Here is a 20,650-nt window from a genome sequence, read left to right as displayed (position 1 = left end):
CGCGCCGCTGGATGGACACGCTCTGCCGTGGTGCGGCGCAGCATGACAGGGAAACTTACAGAAAATCGTGTCGCTATGCGGACAATTGCCCGTGATCTTGTGTCAATCAGTAAAGAAGTTTACAAAGCGCCATGGCCGACACCAACCTCCTTGCAGGGCCCGCCCTGCGCCGCCTGCGCAAGCGCGAGGGCCTGACTCAGGCGAACATGGCGAGCCTGCTCGGCATCTCGCCCTCCTATCTCAACCTGATCGAGCGCAACCAGCGCCCGCTTTCCGCCCGCGTGCTGGTGCAGGTGATCGAGCGCTTCGACTTCGATCCGCGATCCCTGCGCGAGGATGACGCGATCGGCGGGCTCGATGGCCTCGTGCGCCGCATGGCCGACAAGCGCTTCGCCGATCTCGGGATCGACCGCGAGGAGGTGCAGGAATTCCTCGCCGCCGCCCCGCAGGTCGCCGCAGCCTTCGCGCGGCTCTATGACACAAGGGGAGGGGGCGAGCGGATCGTGGTTGAGGATGCCGCCGCCTCCGCCCGCCGCGCGGTCGAGCGCTGGCAGAACCACTTCGCCGATCTCGACCATGCCGCTGAAGACCTCGCCGACGAGCTGCGCCTGAGCCGCGGAGAGATCAGCGCCGCCCTGTCCGAGCGGCTGCGCGAGAAGCACCAGCTGCAGGTCCGCATCCTTCCCGCGGAGGTCATGCCGGGACAGGTCCACCGGCTCGACCTGCACGCCCGCCAGCTCCAGCTCTCCGAGATGCTTCCGGGCGCTGCCCGCCGCTTCCAGATCGCCCGGCAGGTCGGGCAGCTCGAAATGCGCGAGGGCATCGAGACGCTGGTGGCGGGCGCCAACCTCGCCAGTATCGAGGCGCGCGATGCCCTGCGCGAGCATATCGCCGATAACCTCGCGGGGGCACTTTTGCTGCCCTATCGCCGCTTCCTACGCGCCTGCGAGGCGACGGGATACGATCTTGCGGTGCTGCAACGCCGCTTTGCCGTCAGTTTCGACCAAGTCGCCCAGCGGCTCACCACGCTTGGTCGCGTCGGCGAGCGGGGGCTGCCCTTCTTCATGGCCGTGATCGACCGGGCGGGGCGGATGACCCACTTCACCGCCGGCGGCAGCGGCGCGCTCTACCCGCTGGAGGGCGCGCGCTGGCCCGCTTGGGTGCCCTATGCAGCCTTCGAGCGTCCGGGGACTCTCCTCACCCAAGCGGTGACCTTCGGCGAGGGCGAGGCTGCGGCGCGCCACTGGTTCACCATCACCCGCACGGTCGATGGCGACGGCGTGATGTGCTCGGGCCGCCGCGCGGTGGTCCTCGGGATCGAGGCGCGCTTTGCCGGCGACATCGCCCATGCCCGCGGCGTCTCGCTCGACCGCGCCGATGCGGTGCCGCTCGGCGTGCCATGCGGGCGCTGCGGCAAGGCCGAGTGCCTGACCCCTGCGCCCGCCCGTCTGGCCAGCACCTTGCCCCGTCCGCGAGGCTGATGATCAGCGCGGCATTAACCCTCGCAACCCGCAGGAAAGCGCGGGTGCGCGAGCGGGTGTAAAATTTACCGACACTTAAGGTCTCGGGCCTAGAAGCGCGCAGGCATGCACCAGAGGCCCGCCGCAAAATGATCCGCCTGTTCAAGCACTATATCCCGCACGCCGTGCTGCTGCTCGGCCTGCTCGATCTCGGCTTGCTGGTGCTGGCGAGCGAGCTTGCCTGGCAGTGGCGCGCGCACCAGATCGGGCTCGATCTCGGTACGCTCAGCGGGCGCGGATGGGCGCTGTTCGGCACCTCGATGGTGATCTGGCTGGCGATGATCGCGGTTGGGGTCTATGGCCCCTACGCGCTGCGCTCCCTGCGCTTTGCGGGCGCGCGGGTGCTGGTGGCGATCAGTCTCGGCATCATTGCCCTGGCGGTGGTCGACTTCGTCATTCCGAGCGACCTGTTCTGGCGCTCGACGCTGCTCTACACGATGGGTCTTGCGATCCTGGTGCTGATCGCCGACCGGCTGCTGCTCAATTCCTTCCTCGGCTCGTCGGCCTTCCGCCGCCGCGTAATGGTGCTCGGCGCGGGCGACCGGGCGCAGCGCCTACGCGAACTTGGCGAGAAGCCCGAGACCGGCTTTGCCATCGTCTCCTACATCGCCATGAGCGACGACAACCGCGTGGTCGAAGAAGCAATCCCGCGCTCGGCAATCCACGATCTTGGCCGCTTTGTCGAGAATCTCGGCGTGTCGGAAGTGGTACTGGCGCTGCAAGAGCGCCGCAACGCGCTGCCGCTCAAGGACCTGCTGCGCATTAAGACCAAGGGCGTCCACGTCAACGACTTCTCGAGCTTCATCGAGCGCGAGACGGGGCGCGTCGATCTCGACACGATCAACCCCAGCTGGCTGATCTTCTCCGACGGCTTTTCGAGCAGCCGGATGTTCTCCAGCGCTTCCAAGCGTGTGTTCGATATCGCCGCCAGCCTGATCCTGCTTGCGCTGACCTTCCCGATCATCATCCTCTTCGCCGCGCTGGTGAAGCTCGACAGCAAGGGGCCGGCTTTCTTCCGCCAGCAGCGCGTGGGGCTCTATGGCGAGCCCTTCACGCTCATCAAGCTGCGCTCGATGCGCACCGATGCGGAGAAGGACGGGGCCAAGTGGGCCGAGAAGAACGACCCGCGCGTCACCCGCCTCGGGCGCTTCATCCGCAAGGTCCGCATCGACGAGCTGCCGCAGACCTTGAGCGTGCTGAAGGGCGAGATGAGCTTCGTCGGCCCGCGCCCCGAAGTGCCTTCCTTTGTCGAGAGCCTCGAGGAGGAAATTCCCTTCTATGGCGAGCGGCACATGGTGAAGCCGGGGATCACCGGTTGGGCGCAGATCAACTATCCCTACGGCGCGTCGGTCGAGGATAGCCGCTGCAAGCTCGAATATGATCTCTACTACGCCAAGAACTACACGCCCTTCCTCGATTTCGTGATCCTGCTTCAGACCTTGCGGGTGATCCTGTGGCCGGAGGGCGCGCGGTGATCTGGCCGGGCACGCTGCTGCCGCTGGTGACGCTGACCGCGTGGATCGCGGGCGCGTGCCTGAGCGCGGGGGCGATGCTGTGGATGTGGCGCAATGGCGAGCGCGCACGGCCTGACCGCATCGGGCTGATGGTGGCTTCCGGCGTAAGCGCGCTGTGGTGCGCGCTGGGTGCGGCTCTCGGGGCCGAGCACGGCGCGGTCGTGATCGCCGCTGCGGTCCGCAACCTTGCACTGATCGCCACGATGTTCTGCCTGTTTGCCGCCGATGGCCGCACGGCCAGTCTGAAGCCGGTGCGTCCCGTGATCGTGGCGCTGGTGCTGGTGCAACTGCTTCAGCCCGTGGTGGTGCTTGTCGGCAATCCCGTGGCGGGGACATCCCCCGGCGCCCATGCCGTGTTCGAGGCGCGCCTCTTGATCGACATGCTGGTGGCGATCGGCGCGCTGATGCTGCTGCACAACCTCTACGCGGGCGCGGCGAGCGCGCTGCGCCCCGTGCTGCGCTGGACCGGGATGGCGCTGACCGGCATCTTCGCCTTCGACCTCAACCTCCACACGCTCGCCTATCTTGGCGGCGAAATGCCGCAATTGCTGGGCGATCTGCGCGGGCTGTTTGCCGGCGCGATGGCGGTGCTTTTCGCGCTTGGCATGAGTGCAGCCGGGCCGCGGGTGCAGTTCAGCCCGTCGCGCACGGTCACCTTCCGCACGCTCTCGCTGCTGCTGATCGGCGGCTATCTTGCTGGCCTTGCCGTGGTGACGAAGTCGCTCGCGCTGATCGGCGGCGATGTGGCGCGCACCAGCCAGGTCGTGTTCGTGCTGGTGGCCATTCTGGTCGCCGCGCTGGCGCTGCCCTCGACCCGGCTGCGCGCATGGCTGCGGGTGACCGCAACCAAGCATCTGTTCCAGCACCGCTACGATTACCGCGAGGAATGGCTGCGCTTCACCCGCACCATCGGGCGCGGGGGCACCGGCGGCGCGAGCCTCGAGGAGCGCGTGGTCAAGGCGCTTGCCGACATCACCGAAAGCCCCGCGGGCCTGCTGCTGATGCCCAACGAGCAGGCGCAACTGGAACTCACCGCCCGCTGGAACTGGCCGACCATCGCCGTGCCCGCTGTGGCGGGGGAATTCGCGCTGTCGGGCCTGCTCGAACAGCACAATCTCGTCCTCGCGCTCGACGAGGCGCGCGGCGGCATCGATCATCAGGGCGAGGCCGGGCTCGTGCCAGAATGGCTGATGGAGGCTGAGGACGCCTGGGCGCTGGTGCCGCTGATCCACTTTGACCGCCTAGTAGGGGTGATCGTGCTCGCTCGCCCACGCAATCCGCGCCAGCTCGACTGGGAGGACTTCGATCTCCTGCGCGTCGCCGGGCAGCAGCTCGCAAGCTATCTCGCCGAACAGGCCGGGCAGCAGGCGCTGATGGACGCGAGCCGGTTCGACGAGTTCAATCGGCGCATGGCCTTCGTGATGCACGACATCAAGAATCTCGTCAGTCAGCTCTCGCTGCTCGCCGCCAATGCCGAAAAGCACGCCGACAACCCGGCCTTCCGTGCCGACATGCTCGTGACGCTGCGCAATTCGGCTGACAAGCTTTCCGCGCTTCTGGCGCGGCTCGGCCGATACGGGTCGGGTCAGGTCGCGGCGCTGGCGCCGATCGATCTGGTCGAGCTCGCCCGCAACATCGCCGCGCGCTTTGCTGCCGCCCATCCGGTCGCGCTCACCCGAGAGACGCCGGTGCGGGTGATGGGCAACCGCGAGGCGCTGGAACAGGCGCTGATCCATCTGGTGCAGAACGCCATCGATGCGAGTGAGGCTGGCAGTCCGGTGTTCCTCGATGTCTCTTCCGAGGGGCTCAACGGCACGATCGAGGTCGTCGATGCGGGCAAGGGCATGAGCCCGGAATTCGTGCGCACCGGCCTGTTCAAGCCCTTCGTCTCGTCCAAGCAGGGCGGCTTCGGGATCGGTGCTTTCGAGGCGCGCGAGCTCGTCAAGGCGATGGGCGGCCGGATCGCGGTCGAGAGCCGCGACGGGCTCGGCACGCGCTTTGCCGTATCCCTTCCGCTCGCCGAAGCGGTGCGTCTGCTGGGCGCGGGCAAGGATGACATTTCTACCGGTCAAGAGGTCGCGTGATGGCTGACAAGAAACCCGTTCTGCTGGTGATCGAGGACGATCCCGGCCTCCAGGCCCAGCTCAAGTGGGCCTATGACGATTTCGAGGTGGTCATCGCGGGCGACCGCGACAGCGCCATCGCTGCGCTCCGCTCGGAAATGCCGGGCGTGGTGACGCTCGACCTCGGCCTGCCGCCCGATCCGGACGGCACGACCGAAGGCTTTGCCGTGCTCGATGCGATCATGGCGCTGAAGCCCGATACCAAGGTGATCGTCGCAAGCGGCCACGGTGCCCGCGAGAGCGCCTTGGCCGCCATCGCGCGCGGGGCTTACGACTTCTACCAGAAGCCGATCGACATCGACGCGCTCGGCCTGATCGTGCGCCGCGCCTTCAACCTGCGTGCGATCGAGGAGGAGAACCGCCGCCTCGTCGCCTCCGCCAGCGCCGACAAGACCGTGCTCGGCCGGATGATCACCGGCGCGCCGGAGATGGTGAAGGTCGCGCGCACCATCGAGCGGGTGGCGCGCACCTCGGTTTCGGTCATGCTGCTCGGCGCGAGCGGGACTGGGAAGGAGTTGCTCGCCAAGGGCCTCCACGATGCGAGCGACCGGGCGAACGGGCCGTTCGTGGCCATCAACTGCGCCGCGATCCCCGAGAACCTGCTTGAGAGCGAACTGTTCGGGCATGAAAAGGGCGCCTTCACCGGCGCGGTCAAGACCACCGAAGGCAAGATCGAGAGCGCTGACGGGGGCACGCTGTTCCTCGACGAGGTGGGCGACATCCCGCTGCCGCTCCAGGTCAAGCTGCTGCGCTTCCTGCAGGAACGCACCATCGAGCGCGTCGGCGGGCGCAAGGCGATTGCTGTCAACACCCGGATCGTGTGCGCGACCCATCAGGATCTCGAAAGCATGATCCAGCAGGGTTCCTTCCGCGAGGACCTGTTCTACCGCCTGGCCGAGATCGTGGTGCGCATCCCCGGCCTTGCCGAGCGCCACGGCGATCCGGTGCTGCTGGCCAAGGCCTTCCTGAAGCGCTTTGCCGCCGAGATGAACCCTGCCGTCACCGGCTTTGCCCCCGATGCACTCGCCGCAATTGACGCACATGACTGGCCGGGCAATGTCCGCGAACTGGAAAACCGTGTGAAGCGCGCGGTGATCATGGCCGATGGCAAGCTTGTCGCGGCCGAGGATCTCGATCTGGGCGGTGTCGAGGAGGAAGACGCCGACGTTCTCAACCTCAAGGCCGCGCGCGAGGCGGCCGATCGCCGCGTGATCCGCCACGCGCTCGCCCGCAGCGAGGGCAATATCTCGAGCACCGCCAAGCTGCTCGGGATAAGCCGTCCGACGCTGTATGATCTGCTCAAGCAGTATGACCTGCAGACCTAAAGCTGTCGCCGCGCTGGCCGCGCTGGCGGTGGCGGTGCTGGCGGGCTGTTCCAGCGGGGCAGACAATCTGCCGCGCCGGGGGCTGGGGGAGGGGACGCCCGCCTTCAAGGCTCTGCTCGGCGATGCCGACAAGGCTATGGCGGACGGTGCGCTGGCCGATGCGGGGCGCAAGCTCGACGAAGCACGCGGTCTTGCGCCCGAAAGCCCCGATCTCTGGCTCGCCATCGCCCGGCTGCGGCTGCGCGGAGGCGAGCATCTGACCGCCCTCGAGGCCGCCGACCGCGCGCTCGCCTTCGGTCCCGACTATGGCCCGGCCCTGCTGCTGCGCGCGCTGATGGTGCGCGATGCTCACGGCGCGCCCGATGCACTGGTGTGGTTCGAGGCCGCGCGTGAGGCTGATCCCGACAATCCCGACATCCTTGCCGAATATGCCGCGACGCTCGGCGACAGCGGCAATGCGCGCGGCATGCTGCTGGCGGTGCGCGAATTGGCCAAAGTCGCCCCGCAGGATCCGCGCGGGCTCTATTTCCAGGCCGTTCTCGCCGCGCGCGGACAGAACTTCACGCTGGCCCGCAGTCTGCTTACCCGTAGCGGCATGTCGGGGCGAGGCGTCCCTTCGGCGCTGTTGCTCGATGCGGTCATCAGCCTGGCGGAAGGCAATGCCGACAGCGCTGCGGCCACGCTCGAGGGGCTGGCGGCGCGGCAACCCGCCAATTCACGCGTCCGCGAGTTGCTGGCCCGGGCCTTGCTCGAAGGTCGGCGCGAGGGCGAGCTGGTGAGCCGCTTCGATGCCGAGGCGAGCCTGCCCGAAGCCTCGCCCTACCTCCTGATGCTGGTCGCACGGGCGCACGAGCGGCTTGGCAACCGCGCTGCCGCCGCTCCGCTGCTGGCGCGCGCCTATGACGGCGGACAGCGCGGGCCGGTGCTGCTCGCGCTGCGCGACGGGCTGCCGCAGCCGACAGCGGGTGTGCGCCGCGCGCTTTGGGCCGACAATGCCGGCGGCGCGCGGCAACAGGCCGAAGCCCTGCGCCAGCGCTTCCCTGCCTCGGCGGATGTTGCCGCGCTCAGCGGAGACGCGCTGCTGGGCGCGGGCGATCCGCGGGTGGCGCTGACCGCCTATGCGCTCGCCTCCGAAGTGCGGCGGCCCTGGCCGATCACGCGCAAGGCCGTCTGGACCTTTGCGCATTACGGCAACGGGGCGGCTGCCGACCTGCTGCTCACGCGCCAGGTTGCGGGCGAACCCCAGACCGCGAGTGCGGCTCTGATGCTGGCGCAGCGGCAGGCGGCACGTGGCGACTGGCGCCGCGCTGCGCTGCTGGTCGATCATGCCATTGCGCTCGGCGCGGGGCATGATCCGGGCGCGCTGGGCCTGCGCCTGACCGCCGCGCGCAAGCTCGACGAGCGCGGCGATGTCGTGCGATTTGCCAGCCTGCTTGCGGAAGTCCGCCCGCGCAGCCTGACCGTACGCTAGGCGCGCGCCTCCCTCGACAAGCGGGCCGTGGCAGGGCAGGGGCTCGGGTCCGATGTCCAGACCAGCTGCCGCCCCTTCGCGTTTCCCCTTCCTCAGCGATCCGATGATCGCGGTTCTGGTGTTCTCGACGGTGCTCGCCCTCGTGCTGCCGGCCGCCGGAGAGGCGCGGGCGACGGCCACGACCGTCTCCAATGTCGGCATCTTCGTGCTGTTCCTCGTCAACGGCATGCGCATCCGCCGCTCCGAGATCGCCAAGGGCCTTGCGAATTGGCGCTATTTCGGGCCGCTGATGCTGTTTGTGTTCGGTGTGATGACGCTGATCGGCCTCGCCTTCGGCAAGCTCGCCGCGCCGTGGCTGCCGCCGCTGGTGGCGGTGGGCTTCGTCTATCTCGGGTGCCTGCCTTCGACCGTGCAGTCGGCGACCTCCTACACCAGTCTGGCGAACGGCAATGTCGCGCTGTCGGTGGTGGGCGCGGCGCTGATCAACATCGCCGGCGTCCTTATCAGCGCGCCGCTGTTTGCTGCCGTGGGCGGCGGCGCGGCGGGCGACATGGGGAGCGGGGCGATCATCCGGATCGTGCTGATCCTCGTCCTGCCTTTCGCCATCGGGCAGGCAGTGCAGGACTATTTCATCGACAAGCTTATCGCGCACAAATCAACCGCCGCATGGCTCGACCGGGCCGTGATCGGGATCGCGGTCTATGTCGCCTTCTCGGGCGCGGTCGAGCAGGGGCTGGCGACGATGTTCGCTGCTGCCGACTGGGCCGCGCTGGTGGTGCTGGTGCTGGCGATGCTCGGGCTGGCGCTCGGCACGGCCTGGGGCACGGCGGGCCTGCTCGGCATGCCGCGTCCTGACCGCATCGCCTTCCTTTTCGCAGGGTCGCAGAAGAGTGTCGCCATCGGCGCGCCCTTGGCGGCGATCCTATTTCCCCCTGCGAGCGCAGGCTTCGTGATCGCGCCGCTGCTGCTTTATCACCTCGCGCAGCTGGTGCTGGCCGCACCGCTGGCCATGAGGCTGGCGAGGGGCGGTTAGGCCTTGGGCTGATAGGTCTGGTCGGCCGTCGGGAAGCTGCGCGCGCGCACTTCCTCGGCATACTTTGCCACCGTCCGGTCGATCACCCCGGCGATATCCTCGTAGCGCTTCACGAAGCGCGGGACGCGTTCGAACATGCCGAGCATGTCCTCGGTGACGAGCACCTGCCCGTCGCACTGGGCCGATGCGCCGATGCCGATGGTGGGGCAGGAGACGGCCTTGGTGGCGGCGATGGCGATGGTTTCGACCACGCCTTCGATCACGATGGCGAAGGCACCGGCTTCATCGAGCGCCTTGGCGTCGGAGACGATCTTCTCCGCCTCGGCGTCCGAGCGTCCGCGCGCTCCATAGCCGCCGAGGACGTTCACCGCCTGCGGGGTCAGGCCGACATGGCCCATCACCGGAATGCCGCGCTGGCTGAGGAAGGCAACCGTCGGCGCCATCGCCGCGCCGCCTTCGAGCTTCACGGCAGCCGCACCCGTCTGCTTCAGGAGATAGGCCGCGCTTTCGAAGGCCTGCTCGGGCGAGGCCTCGTAGGAGCCGAAAGGCATATCGACTACCACCACCGAATGATACGACCCGCGCACCACCGCCGCGCCGTGGTTCGCCATCATCTCGAGCGTGACCGGCACGGTCGAGGGCAGGCCGTAGATCACCTGGCCGAGGGAATCGCCCACCAGCAGCAGATCGCAATGCGCATCGAGCAGCTGCGCCTGCCGCGCGGTGTAGGCGGTGAGCATCACCAGCGGCTCACCCGTCACCCCGTCGGTCTTGCGCGCCCGGATCGCGGGCACGGTCAGCCGCTTCATCGGTGCCGGGGTGGGGTTGGCGCGGCTCGTGCTCGTATCGAGCTGGAAGGTCGTGGACATGGTGCGGGGGTCTAGCGCCTGCGCGCCCTCGGGGAAAGAGCGCGCATTGGTGCTTGTGTTGCAGGCGTGTTGCGCTAGCGTTGCGGCCTGACGATCGCGCGGGGGGAAGCCCTGCGATCAGTGGGAGACCAATTCCAGATGTTTCTTGACCGGGTAAAACCGCTCGACGCGATTCTCGCGACAGCGGAAAAGAAGTCGCTGAACCGGACGCTCGGTGCGTTCCAGCTCATGCTGTTCGGCATTGGCTGCGTCATTGGCACCGGGATTTTCGTGCTCACCTCCGCAGGGGCCCAGAAAGCAGGCCCCGGCCTGATGTTGGCCTTTGCGATTGCAGGCGCAATCTGCATCGTTGCAGCCCTGTGCTACGCCGAAATCGCATCGATGATCCCGGTTTCGGGCTCGGCCTACACCTATACTTACGCGTCGATGGGCGAATTGCTCGCCTGGACGGTCGGTTGGGCGCTGGTGCTCGAATATGCCGTGGCCGCAAGCGCCGTGTGCGTCGGGTGGTCGGGCTACTTCTCCGGCACCATCCTCAAAGAGACATTCGGGGTCAATCTGCCAGTCTGGCTGTCTTCGGCACCGCTGGTGCTGGGCGGCAAGCCGGGCGGGTTCATCAACCTGCCCGCCGTGCTGATCGCCGGCCTTGTCACCTGGTTGCTGATGATCGGGACGACCGAAAGCGCCCGCGTCAACGCGGTGCTGGTGGCGATCAAGGTCACTGCGCTGACGGCGTTCATCGCGCTGACCCTGCCGAGCGACCAGTTCGATGCCGCGCGCTTCAACCCCTTCCTCCCGGCCGGGGTGTTCGGCGGCTTCGGCACCGGCGTCGGCGCGGTTGGCGCGGCGGCGACGATCTTCTTCGCTTACGTCGGTTTCGACGCGGTCTCGACGGCTGCCGAGGAAACCAAGAACCCGCAGCGCAACGTGCCGATCGGGCTGATCGGATCGCTGCTGTTCTGCACGGTGTTCTACATTCTGGTTGCTGCCGGTGCGATCGGCACGGTGGGCGGCCAGCCGATCATGGGCCCCAATGGTGTCCCCTTCCCGGCGGGCTCCGAGGAGCTGGCGCGGCAGTGCGCGCTGCCCGAGTATCGTGAGGCGCTGGTGTGCTCGAACGAGGCTCTGGCGCATGTGCTGCGGCAGATCGGTTGGTCGAGCGTGGGCAATGCTCTTGGCTATGCCGCCGGCTTCGCGCTGCCTTCCGTCATCCTGATCCTGATGTTCGGCCAGACCCGCATCTTCTTCGTGATGGCGCGCGACGGGCTGCTCCCCGAGAAGCTGTCGGCGGTGCACCCGAAGTGGAAGACGCCCTACATCATGACGGCGATCACGGGCGCAGTTGTCGCCTTTGGTGCGGCGTTCTTCCCGGTCGGACGGCTTGCCGACTGGGCCAATGCCGGCACGCTCTATGCCTTCATGATGGTCGCAATCTGCGTCATGATCCTTCGCCGCAAGGCGCCGGATGTGCAGCGCTCGTTCCGCACGCCGATGCTGTGGCTGATCGGGCCGGCGACGATCCTGGGGACGATCTTCCTGTTCTTCAACCTCGATCTGGCCTCGATCCTCGTCTTCTCGGGCTGGGCGGTCATCGGCCTGATCGTCTATTTCCTCTACAGCCGCGGCGCGAGCCATCTCGGGCGCGGGATCGTGGAAGTGACCGACGATGTCGGCGGCGAAGAGACGATGGTGCCGATCCATCCCTCGGACAGCTGACAGCTTCCTCAGGCTTGAACATCGCGAAGGGCCGCCCGACCGGGCGGCCCTTTTGCTTTGTGGGAAGGGTGATTGCCAGCTAGCCCATGTTGGAACATAATGCGAACATATGAGTCGTTCGTCCATGTTCTCCAAGCCGTCACCCGCCCGCGTCCTGTCGCGCGCTGCGCCCGAGCCGCGCTGGCGACCGGGTTTGCCCGCGCAGCCGTTCCACTCGGAAATCTTCGCTCCGGGCGGCGAGGCGAGCGGGGCGGGGCTGGCGCTCGCACTGGCGCGTGATGCCTTGCTCTCGGCAGCCGAGGAAGACGCTGACACGCGGCAGGTTCTGTGGGTGCAGGATGCCAAGGCGATCCGGCTCGGCGGGCGGCCCTGCCTTGTGGGGCTTCCCTCCGATCTGCGTCACCGCCTGATCCACGTCGCCGCCGCCACGCCCGAAGACGCGCTCTTCGCGCTGGAAGAGGGGATGAAGTGCCGCGACCTTTCCTGCGTGATCGGCGAGATTGCGGGCAACCCCAAGGCGCTGTCCTTCACCGCCTCGCGCCGCCTCAGCCTCACTGCCGAGCGTCACGGGGTCAGGCTGTGGCTGGTGCGCCTCGATGCCGAGCCTGAGCTCTCGTCGGCGCGGATGCGCTGGCAGGCGCGCGCCGCACCCTCTCCGGCCCCGCGTTGGAATGCCGCTGCCCCCGGCACCGCCACCTGGCACGCCGAACTGTTCCGTGCGCGCACTCACGCGCCGGGCGAATGGATGCTGAGCGATGACACAGGAACCCTGCGCATCCGCCGCGATCCCGATGCCGATGTCCTTGCCGCGCCGGATCATGTCCGTCTGGCTCGCGAGACTGTCGGTCGATCGCTGGCGGCTGTCGCACGCGCCTGAGGCCCGCGCCGCCGCCGACGCCGCGCCCACCGCGCTGATCCTCGAGACCGCGCACGGGCCTCGCATCACCGCCGCCAACCCTGCGGGCATCGCTGCGGGCGCGCGTGCCGGGATGCTGCTCGCCGATGCGCGCGCGCTCTGCCCCGATCTGGTGGCTGTCCCCGCGGATCCCGCAGGCGATCTCGCCGCGCTCGAGAAGCTCGCGCTGTGGGCGCAGCGCTGGGGGCCGTGGAGCGCGCTCGATCCGCCCGATGGCGTGCTGGTCGACGTCACCGGCGTCGCGCACCTGTTCGGGGGCGAGGAGGCGCTGCTCGCCGATGTCGGTCGCGCTTTCGCACAACGCGGCCTGACGGTGCGCGCCGCGCTTGCGCCCACGGCAGGCGCGGCCTGGGCGCTGGCGCATCATCACGCAGGCGCGCGCGCGATCCTTGCCCCCGGGGATGATCCGCTGCGACTGCTCGCCGACCTCCCCGTTGCCGCCCTGCGGCTCGATGACGATGTCCTGACCGTGCTGCGCCGCCTCGGGATCAAGCGCCTCGGCGAGCTGGCCGGAGTGAGCGGGGCAGGCGCCGACCCGGCGCAGGAGGCCGCCGCGCGCGATGCCCTGCGCCGCCGTTTCCGCAATCGTCACTCGCCTGCGGCCAACCCGCTGCTGCGGCTCGACCAGCTGCTCGGACGTGTGCCCGAGCCCTTGCTGCCGGTGATCGACCGGCCCGTACCGATGGTCCAGCGCCGGTTGATGGAGCCGCTGCGCCACCGCACCCCGCTCGACACGGTGGTGGCAGACCTTGCCGCCGACATGGTGCGCGCGCTGGAGGCACGGGGGGAGGGCGCGCGGCGGCTCGAACTGGCGCTGTGGCGGGTCGATGGTGAAGTCCTGCAACGCCGCATCGAGCTGGCTGCCGCCACCCGCGAGGCCGCGCACATCACCCGGCTGTTTGCCGCGCGGCTCGACGATGTCGACGCCGGGTTCGGGATCGAGATGGTGCAGATGCGCGCCAGCTGGAGCGAGCCGCTGCATCTCTCGCAGGCCGATCTCGACGCTGCGGCCGAAGACCACGGCACCGCGCTCGCCGCCTGTATCGACCGGTTGACGGTGAGGCTGGGGCCGCGCGCCGTCACCCGCCCGGTTCCCCGTGCCAGCCACATCCCCGAGCGTGCGCAGGGCTGGCAGCCGCCGCTTGCCCCCGTGCCGCCGGCGCAGAGCCAGCTTGCCTTCCACACCCGTCCCCTCAAGCTGCTCGACCGCCCCGAGCCTATCGCGGTGCTCCATGCCGCACCCGACGGCGTGCCCCAGCGCTTCCGCTGGCGCGGCACGGTGCGCGAGGTGCTGCGGGTCGAGGGGCCCGAGCGGATCGCGCCGGAATGGTGGCGTGAACGCTCCAGCACGCGCCTGCGCGACTATTACCGGATCGAGGACGAGGCCGGGCGGCGTTACTGGATATACCGGCAGGGTATCATCGGCGACGGGCGGGGCGGCGTGCCCGACTGGTTCCTCCAAGGCCTCTATGCCTGAACTCGGAGACCCCGCGCTTAACTTTCTTTTACCCGTTTATGCGATGATCCCCTCATGAACCTCGATTCCATCCCGCGCGCGTCCGATCGTCGGCCGATGCACCTTACGGTGAAGAGCCGGGTGCGTTCGCGCGTGGTGTTCGTCGATCTGCTCGACCTGTCCGAGGGTGGCTGCAAGATCCGGGCGAAGCCGGGTTTTGCCGAGGTGGGCGACCGTGTGACGATGAAGGTCAACGGCATCAACGCGCCGCTGGGTTCGATCGCCTGGGTCGAAGGGGGCGTGGCCGGTGTGGCCTTCGAAGGGGCGATGCACCCTGCCGTGATCGACTTTCTGGTCGAAGGCGGCGCGACGACGGACCAGGGCCTCCAGCTCCGCCGCATCCTCTGACCGCAGCCAGCGCTTGCAAGCTTTGCATTTGGCAGGAAGGCCGTAGGAACATATAAGGAACAAGAAAGGTGTTCCCAAGGTTCCCATGGTCCAGCAAACCCTCCGCCAGAAGCTCGAGATCCTCACCGATGCGGCAAAGTATGATGCCTCCTGCGCGTCGTCCGGCACGGCGAAGAAGAACTCGCTGGGCGGCAAGGGCGTGGGCTCGACCGAGGGGATGGGCATCTGCCACGCCTATGCGCCGGACGGGCGCTGCATCTCGCTCCTGAAGATCCTGCTGACCAACCACTGCATCTTCGATTGCCACTACTGCATCAACCGCAAGAGCTCGAACGTGGCGCGCGCGCGGTTCACCCCGCAGGAGGTGGTCGACCTGACGCTCAACTTCTACCGCCGCAACTATATCGAAGGCCTGTTCCTGTCCTCAGGGATAGTGAAGAGCGCCAACCACACGATGGAACAGCTGGTCGAGGTCGCGCGGATCCTGCGCGAGGAGCATGATTTCCGCGGCTACATCCACCTCAAGACCATTCCCGAGGCCGAGCCTGAGATCATCCACCAGGCCGGCCTCTATGCCGACCGTGTGTCGATCAATGTCGAGCTGCCCACCACCAGCGGGCTGACCCGGCTCGCGCCCGACAAGAACGCAGGCCAGATCGAGGGCGCGATGGGCCGGACCAAGGCACGGATCGTGGAGGCCAAGGACGAGCGCAAGCGCTTCCGCCACGCGCCACGCTTTGCGCCCGCAGGGCAATCGACCCAGATGATCGTCGGGGCGGACGACGCCAATGACGCGGCGATCATCGGCAAGGCGAGCCGGCTCTATGGTGATTTCGGCCTGAGGCGCGTCTATTACAGCGCCTTCTCGCCGATCCCCGATGCTTCGGCCGTGCTGCCGCTGAAACGCCCGCCGCTGCTGCGCGAGCACCGGCTCTACCAGTCCGACTGGCTGATGCGCTTCTACGGCTTCGCCCCGCAGGAAGTGGCCGATGCGGCCGAGGCGGACGGCAACCTGCCGCTCGACATCGACCCCAAGCTCGCCTGGGCCTTGAAGTTCCGCGAGAGCTTCCCGGTGGACGTCAACCGCGCGCCTAAGGAGATGCTGCTGCGGGTGCCCGGCCTCGGCACCAAGGCCGTGGCGCGCATCCTCGCCTCGCGGCGCCACCGGACACTGCGGCTCGACGATGTCGCGCGGCTGACCGTCTCGGTCGCCAAGGTGCGGCCCTTCATCTGCACCGTCGACTGGCGGCCGACGTTCCTCACCGACCGCGCCGACCTGCGCGGGCTGCTAGTGGCGAAGTCACAGCAGCTGGAGCTGTTCTGATGACCGCCATGCAGCGCGTCGGTTTCGGCAGCCACTACGCCGTCCACCTGCCTGCGCCCGACGATTTCGCCTTCTGGCGCGAGCGGGCGCGAGGGCTGGTGCAGTGCGACGTGCCGCCCGACCGGGTCTCCTGGATCGAGCCGGGCGGGACGGGCGATCTGTTCGATCCCGATGGCCCCTCCCGCGGCGAGAAGCGGCTGCCTGCGCCCCCTGCCGACCCGCGCCCCGTGCGCGCCAGCCAGCGGTTCCTGACCATCGCCCGCAGTGCCGCACTGCACACCGATCCGGCGCGCTTCGGGCTGCTCTACCGTCTGCTGTGGCGGCTCCAGAGCAACCCGCGCCTGATGGAGGACAAGGCCGATATCGAGGTCCGCCGCCTCGAGGAGCTTGCCAAATCGGTACGGCGCGATGCGCACAAGATGCACGCCTTCGTCCGCTTCCGCGAGGTCGCGGAGGAAGACGGCACCCCGCATTTCGTCGCCTGGTTCGAGCCCGATCATCACATCGTGCGCGCCGAAGCCGGCTTCTTCATGCGCCGCTTCGCCAATATGCGCTGGTCTATCCTCACCCCGCGCGGGTGCATCCACTGGGATGGTGAGACGATGCGCGAAGGCCCGCCTGCGCAGCGCTCCGACGCACCCGGAGGTGATCCGGTCGAAGACCTGTGGCGCTCCTACTATGCCTCGATCTTCAATCCCGCGCGGCTGAAGGTCGGCGCGATGCTCTCGGAAATGCCGAAGAAGTACTGGAAGAACCTGCCCGAGGCCGAGCTCATTCCGCAGCTGATCGCCGGGGCGCAGGCGCGGGAGGCGCGAATGGTGGCATCGGGCAGTCTCGACAGGGGCGAGCGGCCTTCGAGCCTCGAAGGGCTCGGGGCCGCGATCCACACCTGCCGCAACTGCCCTATCGGCCAATTGGAGAACCGCGCGGTGATGGGCGAGGGGCCGCTCGGCGCGCCGCTGATGATCGTGGGCGAGCAGCCGGGGGATCAGGAGGATCAGGCCGGGCGGCCCTTCGTCGGGCCTGCCGGGCAATTGCTCGACGACTATCTGCAAGCCGCAGGGATCGACCGCAGCACCGCCTACGTCACCAACGCGGTCAAGCACTTCAAGTTCACTTGGAAGGGCAAGCACCGCCTCCACCAGTCGCCGGGCGCGAAGGAGATCGACACCTGCCGCTGGTGGCTCGAGGCCGAGCGCGATCTTGTGAAGCCCCGCCTCGTGCTGGCGCTGGGGGCGAGTGCGGCGCGCGGGCTGCTCGGCAAGACGGTCAGCATCACCAAGGCCCGCGGCACGCCGATGCACCTCGAAGACGGGACCGAGCTGTGGGTCACCGCGCACCCCTCCTACCTGCTGCGCCTCGACGGTCCGGCGCGCGAGGAACAGGCGCGGCTGTTCGCTGGCGATCTTGCCGCGGTGAAGGCGCGGCTCGGGGAACTGGCGGGCTAGGCCATGCCCGACGCCCCGCTGACCCCCGACAAGCGCACGCTCGATATCGACCCGGCCGGGGTCACCCCGCCGCCGCGCGCGGATTTCGTGGAGCTGGGCCTCGCCAGCTGCTTCAGCTTCCTGCGCGGCGCGTCCGATGCAGTCGATCTGGTGCTTGCCGCGCACGCGCTCGGCTATGACGCGCTCGGGATCGCGGACGTCAATTCGATGGCCGGGGTGGTGCGCATCCACACCGAGGCCAAGACCTTGAAACTCCGCCCCGTGATCGGCTGCCGGATCGAGACGGTCGAGGGACTCGCCTTCCTCGCCTACCCCGAAGACCGCGCCGCCTATGGCCGCCTGTGCCGGCTCATCAGTGCAGGGCGGATGCAGACGCTCGCCGGCGAATGGCAGGACAAGGGCGTGTGCGAGATCGACCTCGCGCTGCTCGCCGCCCATGCCGAGGGCGTGCAGCTGATTCTGCTCCCGCCGGATGATCTGGAGGCGCGGCTTACCATTCAGGTGCCGAGCAACGTCATCCCCTTTCCCCGTCCCGGCCCCCGAGCCGGGACCCCGCTGCCTTCCGACGGCGGTCCGCAAGAGAGCGGGACCCCGGATCAGGTCCGGGGCGGGGGGAGCATGGAGCGCACCGCCAGCTTCACCGATCTTGTTTCCGATATCGCAGAGCAGCTCCCCACCCTCAGGCACATCGCCGCCAGCTACCTCTACCGCGGCGACGACATCGCGCGGATCGAGCGGCTCGACAGCCTCGCGCGGGCCCACGGTCTCGGCCTTCTCGCCACCAACGATGTCCACTACCACGCCCCCCATCGCCGCGCGTTGCAGGACGTGATGACCGCGATCCGCCACAAGACCACCGTCGCCAAGGCCGGCCATCTGCTCCACCCCAATGCCGAGCGGCACCTGAAGTCGCCCGAACAGATGCAGCGCCTCTTCGCCCGCTGGCCCCATGCGATTGCCGCCGCGCGCGAAGTGGCGGATCGCTGCCGCTTCAGCCTCGACGAGCTGCGCTACGAATACCCCGAGGAAATCTACCCCGATGGCCAAACCCCGCAGGCCTTTCTGGAGAGCGAGGTCTGGGCGGGGGCAGGGCGGCGCTATCCGCATGGCGTGCCCGATTCGGTGCGCCAGACGCTCGCACGCGAGCTTGCGCTGATCGCCAAGCTCGATCTCGCGCGCTACTTCCTCACCATCAAGGACATCGTCGACTTCGCGCGCAGCCAGGAGCCGCCGATCCTGTGCCAGGGGCGCGGCTCGGCGGCGAATTCGGCAGTGTGCTACGTCCTCGGCATCACCAGCGTCGATCCGGCCAAGCACCAGCTCCTGTTCGACCGCTTCATCTCGGAAGAGCGCAAGGAGCCGCCCGATATCGACGTCGATTTCGAGCACGAGCGGCGCGAGGAGGTGATCCAGTACATCTACCGCAAGTATGGCCGCCACCGCGCCGGGCTGTGCGCGACCGTGATCCACTACCGTCCGCGCATGGCGATCCGCGAGGTGGGCAAGGCGATGGGCTTGTCCGAGGATGTCACCAGCGCCCTCTCGCGCACCGTGTGGGGCGGGTGGGGGCGCGAAATCAACGAGAAGCACGCCGCCGAAACCGGCCTCGACGTGACCGATCCGCACCTCAGGCGGGTGCTCAAGCTCACCGAGCAGATGATCGGCATGCCGCGCCATCTGGGCCAGCATGTCGGCGGCTTCATCCTCACCGAGGGCGCGCTGACCGAGACCGTTCCCATCGGCAACGGCGCCATGCCCGAGCGCAGCTTCATCGAGTGGGACAAGGACGACATCGACGCCTTGGGCATCCTGAAAGTGGATGTGTTAGCGCTGGGGATGCTGACTTGCATCCGCAAATGCCTCGATCTGCTGGGGGCACGCCATGGGCGCCCCCTGACCCTCGCCACCGTCCCGCGCGAGGATCCCGAGACCTATGCGATGCTGCGCAAGGGCGATTCGCTCGGGGTGTTTCAGGTCGAAAGCCGCGCGCAGATGAACATGCTGCCGCGTCTGAGGCCGAGGGAATTCTACGATCTCGTCATCCAGGTCGCGATCGTCAGGCCCGGGCCGATCCAGGGCGACATGGTGCACCCCTACCTCAAGCGCCGCAGGGGTGCCGAACCCGTCCAGATCCCCGCGCCTTCGCCCGAACACGGGCCGCCCGACGAGCTCACCAGCATCCTCGGGCGGACGCTGGGCGTGCCGATCTTCCAGGAACAGGCCATGAAAATCGCGCTCGATGCGGCGCGGTTCAACAGCCTCGAGGCCAACCGGCTGCGCAAGGCAATGGCGACCTTCCGCAGCCGCGGGATGGTCGACGAGCTTCAGGACATGATGGTCGAACGCATGGTCGCGCGCGGATACGACCGTGACTTCGCGCAGAGATGTTTCAACCAGATCAGGGGCTTCGGCGAATACGGCTTCCCCGAAAGCCACGCGGCCAGCTTTGCGCAGCTGGTCTATGTGTCGAGCTGGCTCAAGTGCCACTACCCCGCCGCCTTCGCCGCCGCGCTGCTCAATTCGCAGCCGATGGGCTTCTACGCGCCGGCGCAGATCGTGCGGGATGCGCGCGAGCACGGGGTGGTGGTGCGGCCGGTGGATGTGAACCACTCCGGGTGGGATTGCACGCTGGAAGGCGAGGGCGAGCCCTTCGCCCTGCGCCTCGGCCTGCGGCAGATCGACGGTCTCCCTGAACACGTTGCCGCCGCGCTGGTGGCCGAGCGCGAGGAGCGCGGGCCTTTCCGCGACATCGCCGATCTGCGCGCGCGGGCGGGGCTTTCGCCGGCGCATATCGAGCGGCTCGCCAGCGCCGATGCCTTCACCTCGCTCGGCCTCACCCGCAGGCAGGCCTTGTGGGACGCCCGCAGCCTCATCCCCGCGCCCGATCTCCCGCTGTTCCGCGCCGCGGGGGTGCGCGAGGAGGGGGCGGAGCGCGCCGCGATCCGTCTGCCCGCCATGCCGCTCTCCGAGGAGGTGGTCGCAGATTACCAGACCACCCGTCTCAGCCTCAAAGCGCACCCGATGGCTTTCCTGCGCGCCGATCTCGCCGCGCGCGGTTTCGTGCGTGCCTGCGATCTCAGGACGAGGAAATTCAGGAGCATGGTGCAGGTCGCGGGCGTGGTGCTGATCCGCCAGCGGCCCGGATCGGCAAAGGGCGTGACCTTCATCACGCTCGAGGACGAGACGGGGGTCATCAACCTCGTGGTCTGGCCCGATCTCAAGGAGAAGCAGCGCAAGGTGGTGATGGGCGCGCGGCTGATGGAGGTGCGGGGGCGGGTCGAATATGACGACGAGGTGATCCACGTCATCGCCGCGCATATGACCGATGCGACGCAGCGGCTGCATGCCCTGTCCGACGATCTGCTCGACGCCCCGCTTGCCCGGGCGGACGAGGTCAACAAGCCGATGCCCGATCGCGGACCCCGCCCGCGCGACATGATCGACGAACTCGCGCCGCGACCCAATGTGACGGGGCATCCGCGCGATCACAGAATTCTGCCCAAGTCGCGGGATTTCCACTAGGATCA

At 68.2% G+C, this 20,650-nt stretch carries 14 protein-coding genes; 13 read left to right on the top strand and 1 reads right to left on the bottom strand.

Going from position 1 to position 20,650, the window contains the following annotated elements:
* Positions 1–131 precede the first annotated feature (131 nt).
* From BZF57_RS05765 to BZF57_RS05740, 6 genes are all read left to right on the top strand, one after another.
* Positions 132–1,481, top strand: coding sequence for a helix-turn-helix domain-containing protein (locus BZF57_RS05765; protein WP_086735581.1), 1,350 nt, complete (start codon positions 132–134; stop codon positions 1,479–1,481).
* A 128-nt stretch (positions 1,482–1,609) separates the two neighbouring features.
* Positions 1,610–2,995, top strand: a complete 1,386-nt coding sequence (locus tag BZF57_RS05760; protein WP_086735579.1) for a TIGR03013 family XrtA/PEP-CTERM system glycosyltransferase — start codon at positions 1,610–1,612, stop codon at positions 2,993–2,995.
* Complete coding sequence (gene prsK / locus BZF57_RS05755; protein WP_086735577.1) at positions 2,974–5,118, top strand: XrtA/PEP-CTERM system histidine kinase PrsK; 2,145 nt, start codon at positions 2,974–2,976, stop codon at positions 5,116–5,118. The genes BZF57_RS05760 and prsK overlap by 22 nt, the downstream gene beginning before the upstream one ends.
* Positions 5,118–6,482, top strand: a complete 1,365-nt coding sequence (gene prsR / locus BZF57_RS05750) for a PEP-CTERM-box response regulator transcription factor (RefSeq protein WP_086735575.1) — start codon at positions 5,118–5,120, stop codon at positions 6,480–6,482. The genes prsK and prsR overlap by 1 nt, the downstream gene beginning before the upstream one ends.
* Positions 6,466–7,953, top strand: a complete 1,488-nt coding sequence (locus BZF57_RS05745; RefSeq protein ID WP_143738366.1) for a tetratricopeptide repeat protein — start codon at positions 6,466–6,468, stop codon at positions 7,951–7,953. Before prsR ends, BZF57_RS05745 begins: the two co-directional genes overlap by 17 nt.
* A gap of 52 nt (positions 7,954–8,005) precedes the next feature.
* Positions 8,006–8,986 carry a bile acid:sodium symporter family protein gene (locus tag BZF57_RS05740; protein WP_086735571.1) on the top strand — a complete coding sequence of 327 codons (981 nt, stop codon included), beginning with the start codon at positions 8,006–8,008 and terminating at the stop codon, positions 8,984–8,986.
* Here the strand turns inward: BZF57_RS05740 and panB are convergent.
* Positions 8,983–9,855, bottom strand: a complete 873-nt coding sequence (panB, locus tag BZF57_RS05735) for a 3-methyl-2-oxobutanoate hydroxymethyltransferase (RefSeq protein ID WP_086735569.1) — start codon at positions 9,853–9,855, stop codon at positions 8,983–8,985. The genes BZF57_RS05740 and panB overlap by 4 nt on opposite strands.
* A 138-nt stretch (positions 9,856–9,993) precedes the next feature.
* On the opposite strand from panB, the gene BZF57_RS05730 reads away from it, so the two are divergent.
* The 7 genes from BZF57_RS05730 (at position 9,994) to BZF57_RS05700 (ending at position 20,645) form a co-directional block, all read left to right on the top strand.
* Positions 9,994–11,571: an amino acid permease gene (locus BZF57_RS05730; protein WP_086735567.1), complete on the top strand. Its 1,578-nt coding sequence runs from the start codon at positions 9,994–9,996 to the stop codon at positions 11,569–11,571.
* A gap of 109 nt (positions 11,572–11,680) precedes the next feature.
* Positions 11,681–12,448 (top strand): recA-like protein, encoded by a 768-nt coding sequence (locus BZF57_RS05725; RefSeq protein ID WP_240505862.1) that lies wholly within the window; start codon positions 11,681–11,683, stop codon positions 12,446–12,448.
* Positions 12,390–13,964: a DUF6504 family protein gene (locus BZF57_RS05720; protein ID WP_206073198.1), complete on the top strand. Its 1,575-nt coding sequence runs from the start codon at positions 12,390–12,392 to the stop codon at positions 13,962–13,964. The genes BZF57_RS05725 and BZF57_RS05720 overlap by 59 nt, the downstream gene beginning before the upstream one ends.
* Before the next feature lie 54 nt (positions 13,965–14,018).
* A complete protein-coding gene (locus BZF57_RS05715; RefSeq protein WP_086735561.1) occupies positions 14,019–14,351 on the top strand; it encodes a PilZ domain-containing protein in 333 nt (110 codons plus the stop codon).
* 85 nt (positions 14,352–14,436) lie between these two features.
* A complete protein-coding gene (locus tag BZF57_RS05710) occupies positions 14,437–15,675 on the top strand; it encodes a putative DNA modification/repair radical SAM protein (protein WP_086735559.1) in 1,239 nt (412 codons plus the stop codon).
* Positions 15,675–17,123 carry a UdgX family uracil-DNA binding protein gene (locus BZF57_RS05705; protein WP_086735557.1) on the top strand — a complete coding sequence of 483 codons (1,449 nt, stop codon included), beginning with the start codon at positions 15,675–15,677 and terminating at the stop codon, positions 17,121–17,123. The genes BZF57_RS05710 and BZF57_RS05705 overlap by 1 nt, the downstream gene beginning before the upstream one ends.
* 3 nt (positions 17,124–17,126) lie before the next feature.
* Positions 17,127–20,645 carry an error-prone DNA polymerase gene (locus tag BZF57_RS05700; RefSeq protein WP_086735555.1) on the top strand — a complete coding sequence of 1,173 codons (3,519 nt, stop codon included), beginning with the start codon at positions 17,127–17,129 and terminating at the stop codon, positions 20,643–20,645.
* The last annotated feature ends 5 nt before the right edge of the window (positions 20,646–20,650 follow it).

It is taken from the genome of Erythrobacter colymbi, assembly GCF_002155685.1.
GTDB lineage: Bacteria > Pseudomonadota > Alphaproteobacteria > Sphingomonadales > Sphingomonadaceae > Erythrobacter > Erythrobacter colymbi.
Note: the sequence above shows the minus strand (reverse complement) of the source record. Positions and strands in the feature narration are given on the sequence as shown.

Excerpts from the sequence above, each read along its gene's own strand:
- BZF57_RS05765 (WP_086735581.1), top strand. The coding sequence starts at position 132 with ATGGCCGACACCAACCTCCTTGCAGGGCCCGCCCTGCGCCGCCTGCGC.
- BZF57_RS05760 (WP_086735579.1), top strand. The coding sequence starts at position 1,610 with ATGATCCGCCTGTTCAAGCACTATATCCCGCACGCCGTGCTGCTGCTC.
- prsR (WP_086735575.1), top strand. The coding sequence starts at position 5,118 with ATGGCTGACAAGAAACCCGTTCTGCTGGTGATCGAGGACGATCCCGGC.
- BZF57_RS05745 (WP_143738366.1), top strand. The coding sequence starts at position 6,466 with ATGACCTGCAGACCTAAAGCTGTCGCCGCGCTGGCCGCGCTGGCGGTG.
- BZF57_RS05740 (WP_086735571.1), top strand. The coding sequence starts at position 8,006 with ATGTCCAGACCAGCTGCCGCCCCTTCGCGTTTCCCCTTCCTCAGCGAT.
- panB (WP_086735569.1), bottom strand. The coding sequence starts at position 9,855 with ATGTCCACGACCTTCCAGCTCGATACGAGCACGAGCCGCGCCAACCCC.
- BZF57_RS05730 (WP_086735567.1), top strand. The coding sequence starts at position 9,994 with ATGTTTCTTGACCGGGTAAAACCGCTCGACGCGATTCTCGCGACAGCG.
- BZF57_RS05725 (WP_240505862.1), top strand. The coding sequence starts at position 11,681 with ATGAGTCGTTCGTCCATGTTCTCCAAGCCGTCACCCGCCCGCGTCCTG.
- BZF57_RS05720 (WP_206073198.1), top strand. The coding sequence starts at position 12,390 with ATGTCCGTCTGGCTCGCGAGACTGTCGGTCGATCGCTGGCGGCTGTCG.
- BZF57_RS05715 (WP_086735561.1), top strand. The coding sequence starts at position 14,019 with ATGAACCTCGATTCCATCCCGCGCGCGTCCGATCGTCGGCCGATGCAC.
- BZF57_RS05710 (WP_086735559.1), top strand. The coding sequence starts at position 14,437 with ATGGTCCAGCAAACCCTCCGCCAGAAGCTCGAGATCCTCACCGATGCG.
- BZF57_RS05705 (WP_086735557.1), top strand. The coding sequence starts at position 15,675 with ATGACCGCCATGCAGCGCGTCGGTTTCGGCAGCCACTACGCCGTCCAC.
- BZF57_RS05700 (WP_086735555.1), top strand. The coding sequence starts at position 17,127 with ATGCCCGACGCCCCGCTGACCCCCGACAAGCGCACGCTCGATATCGAC.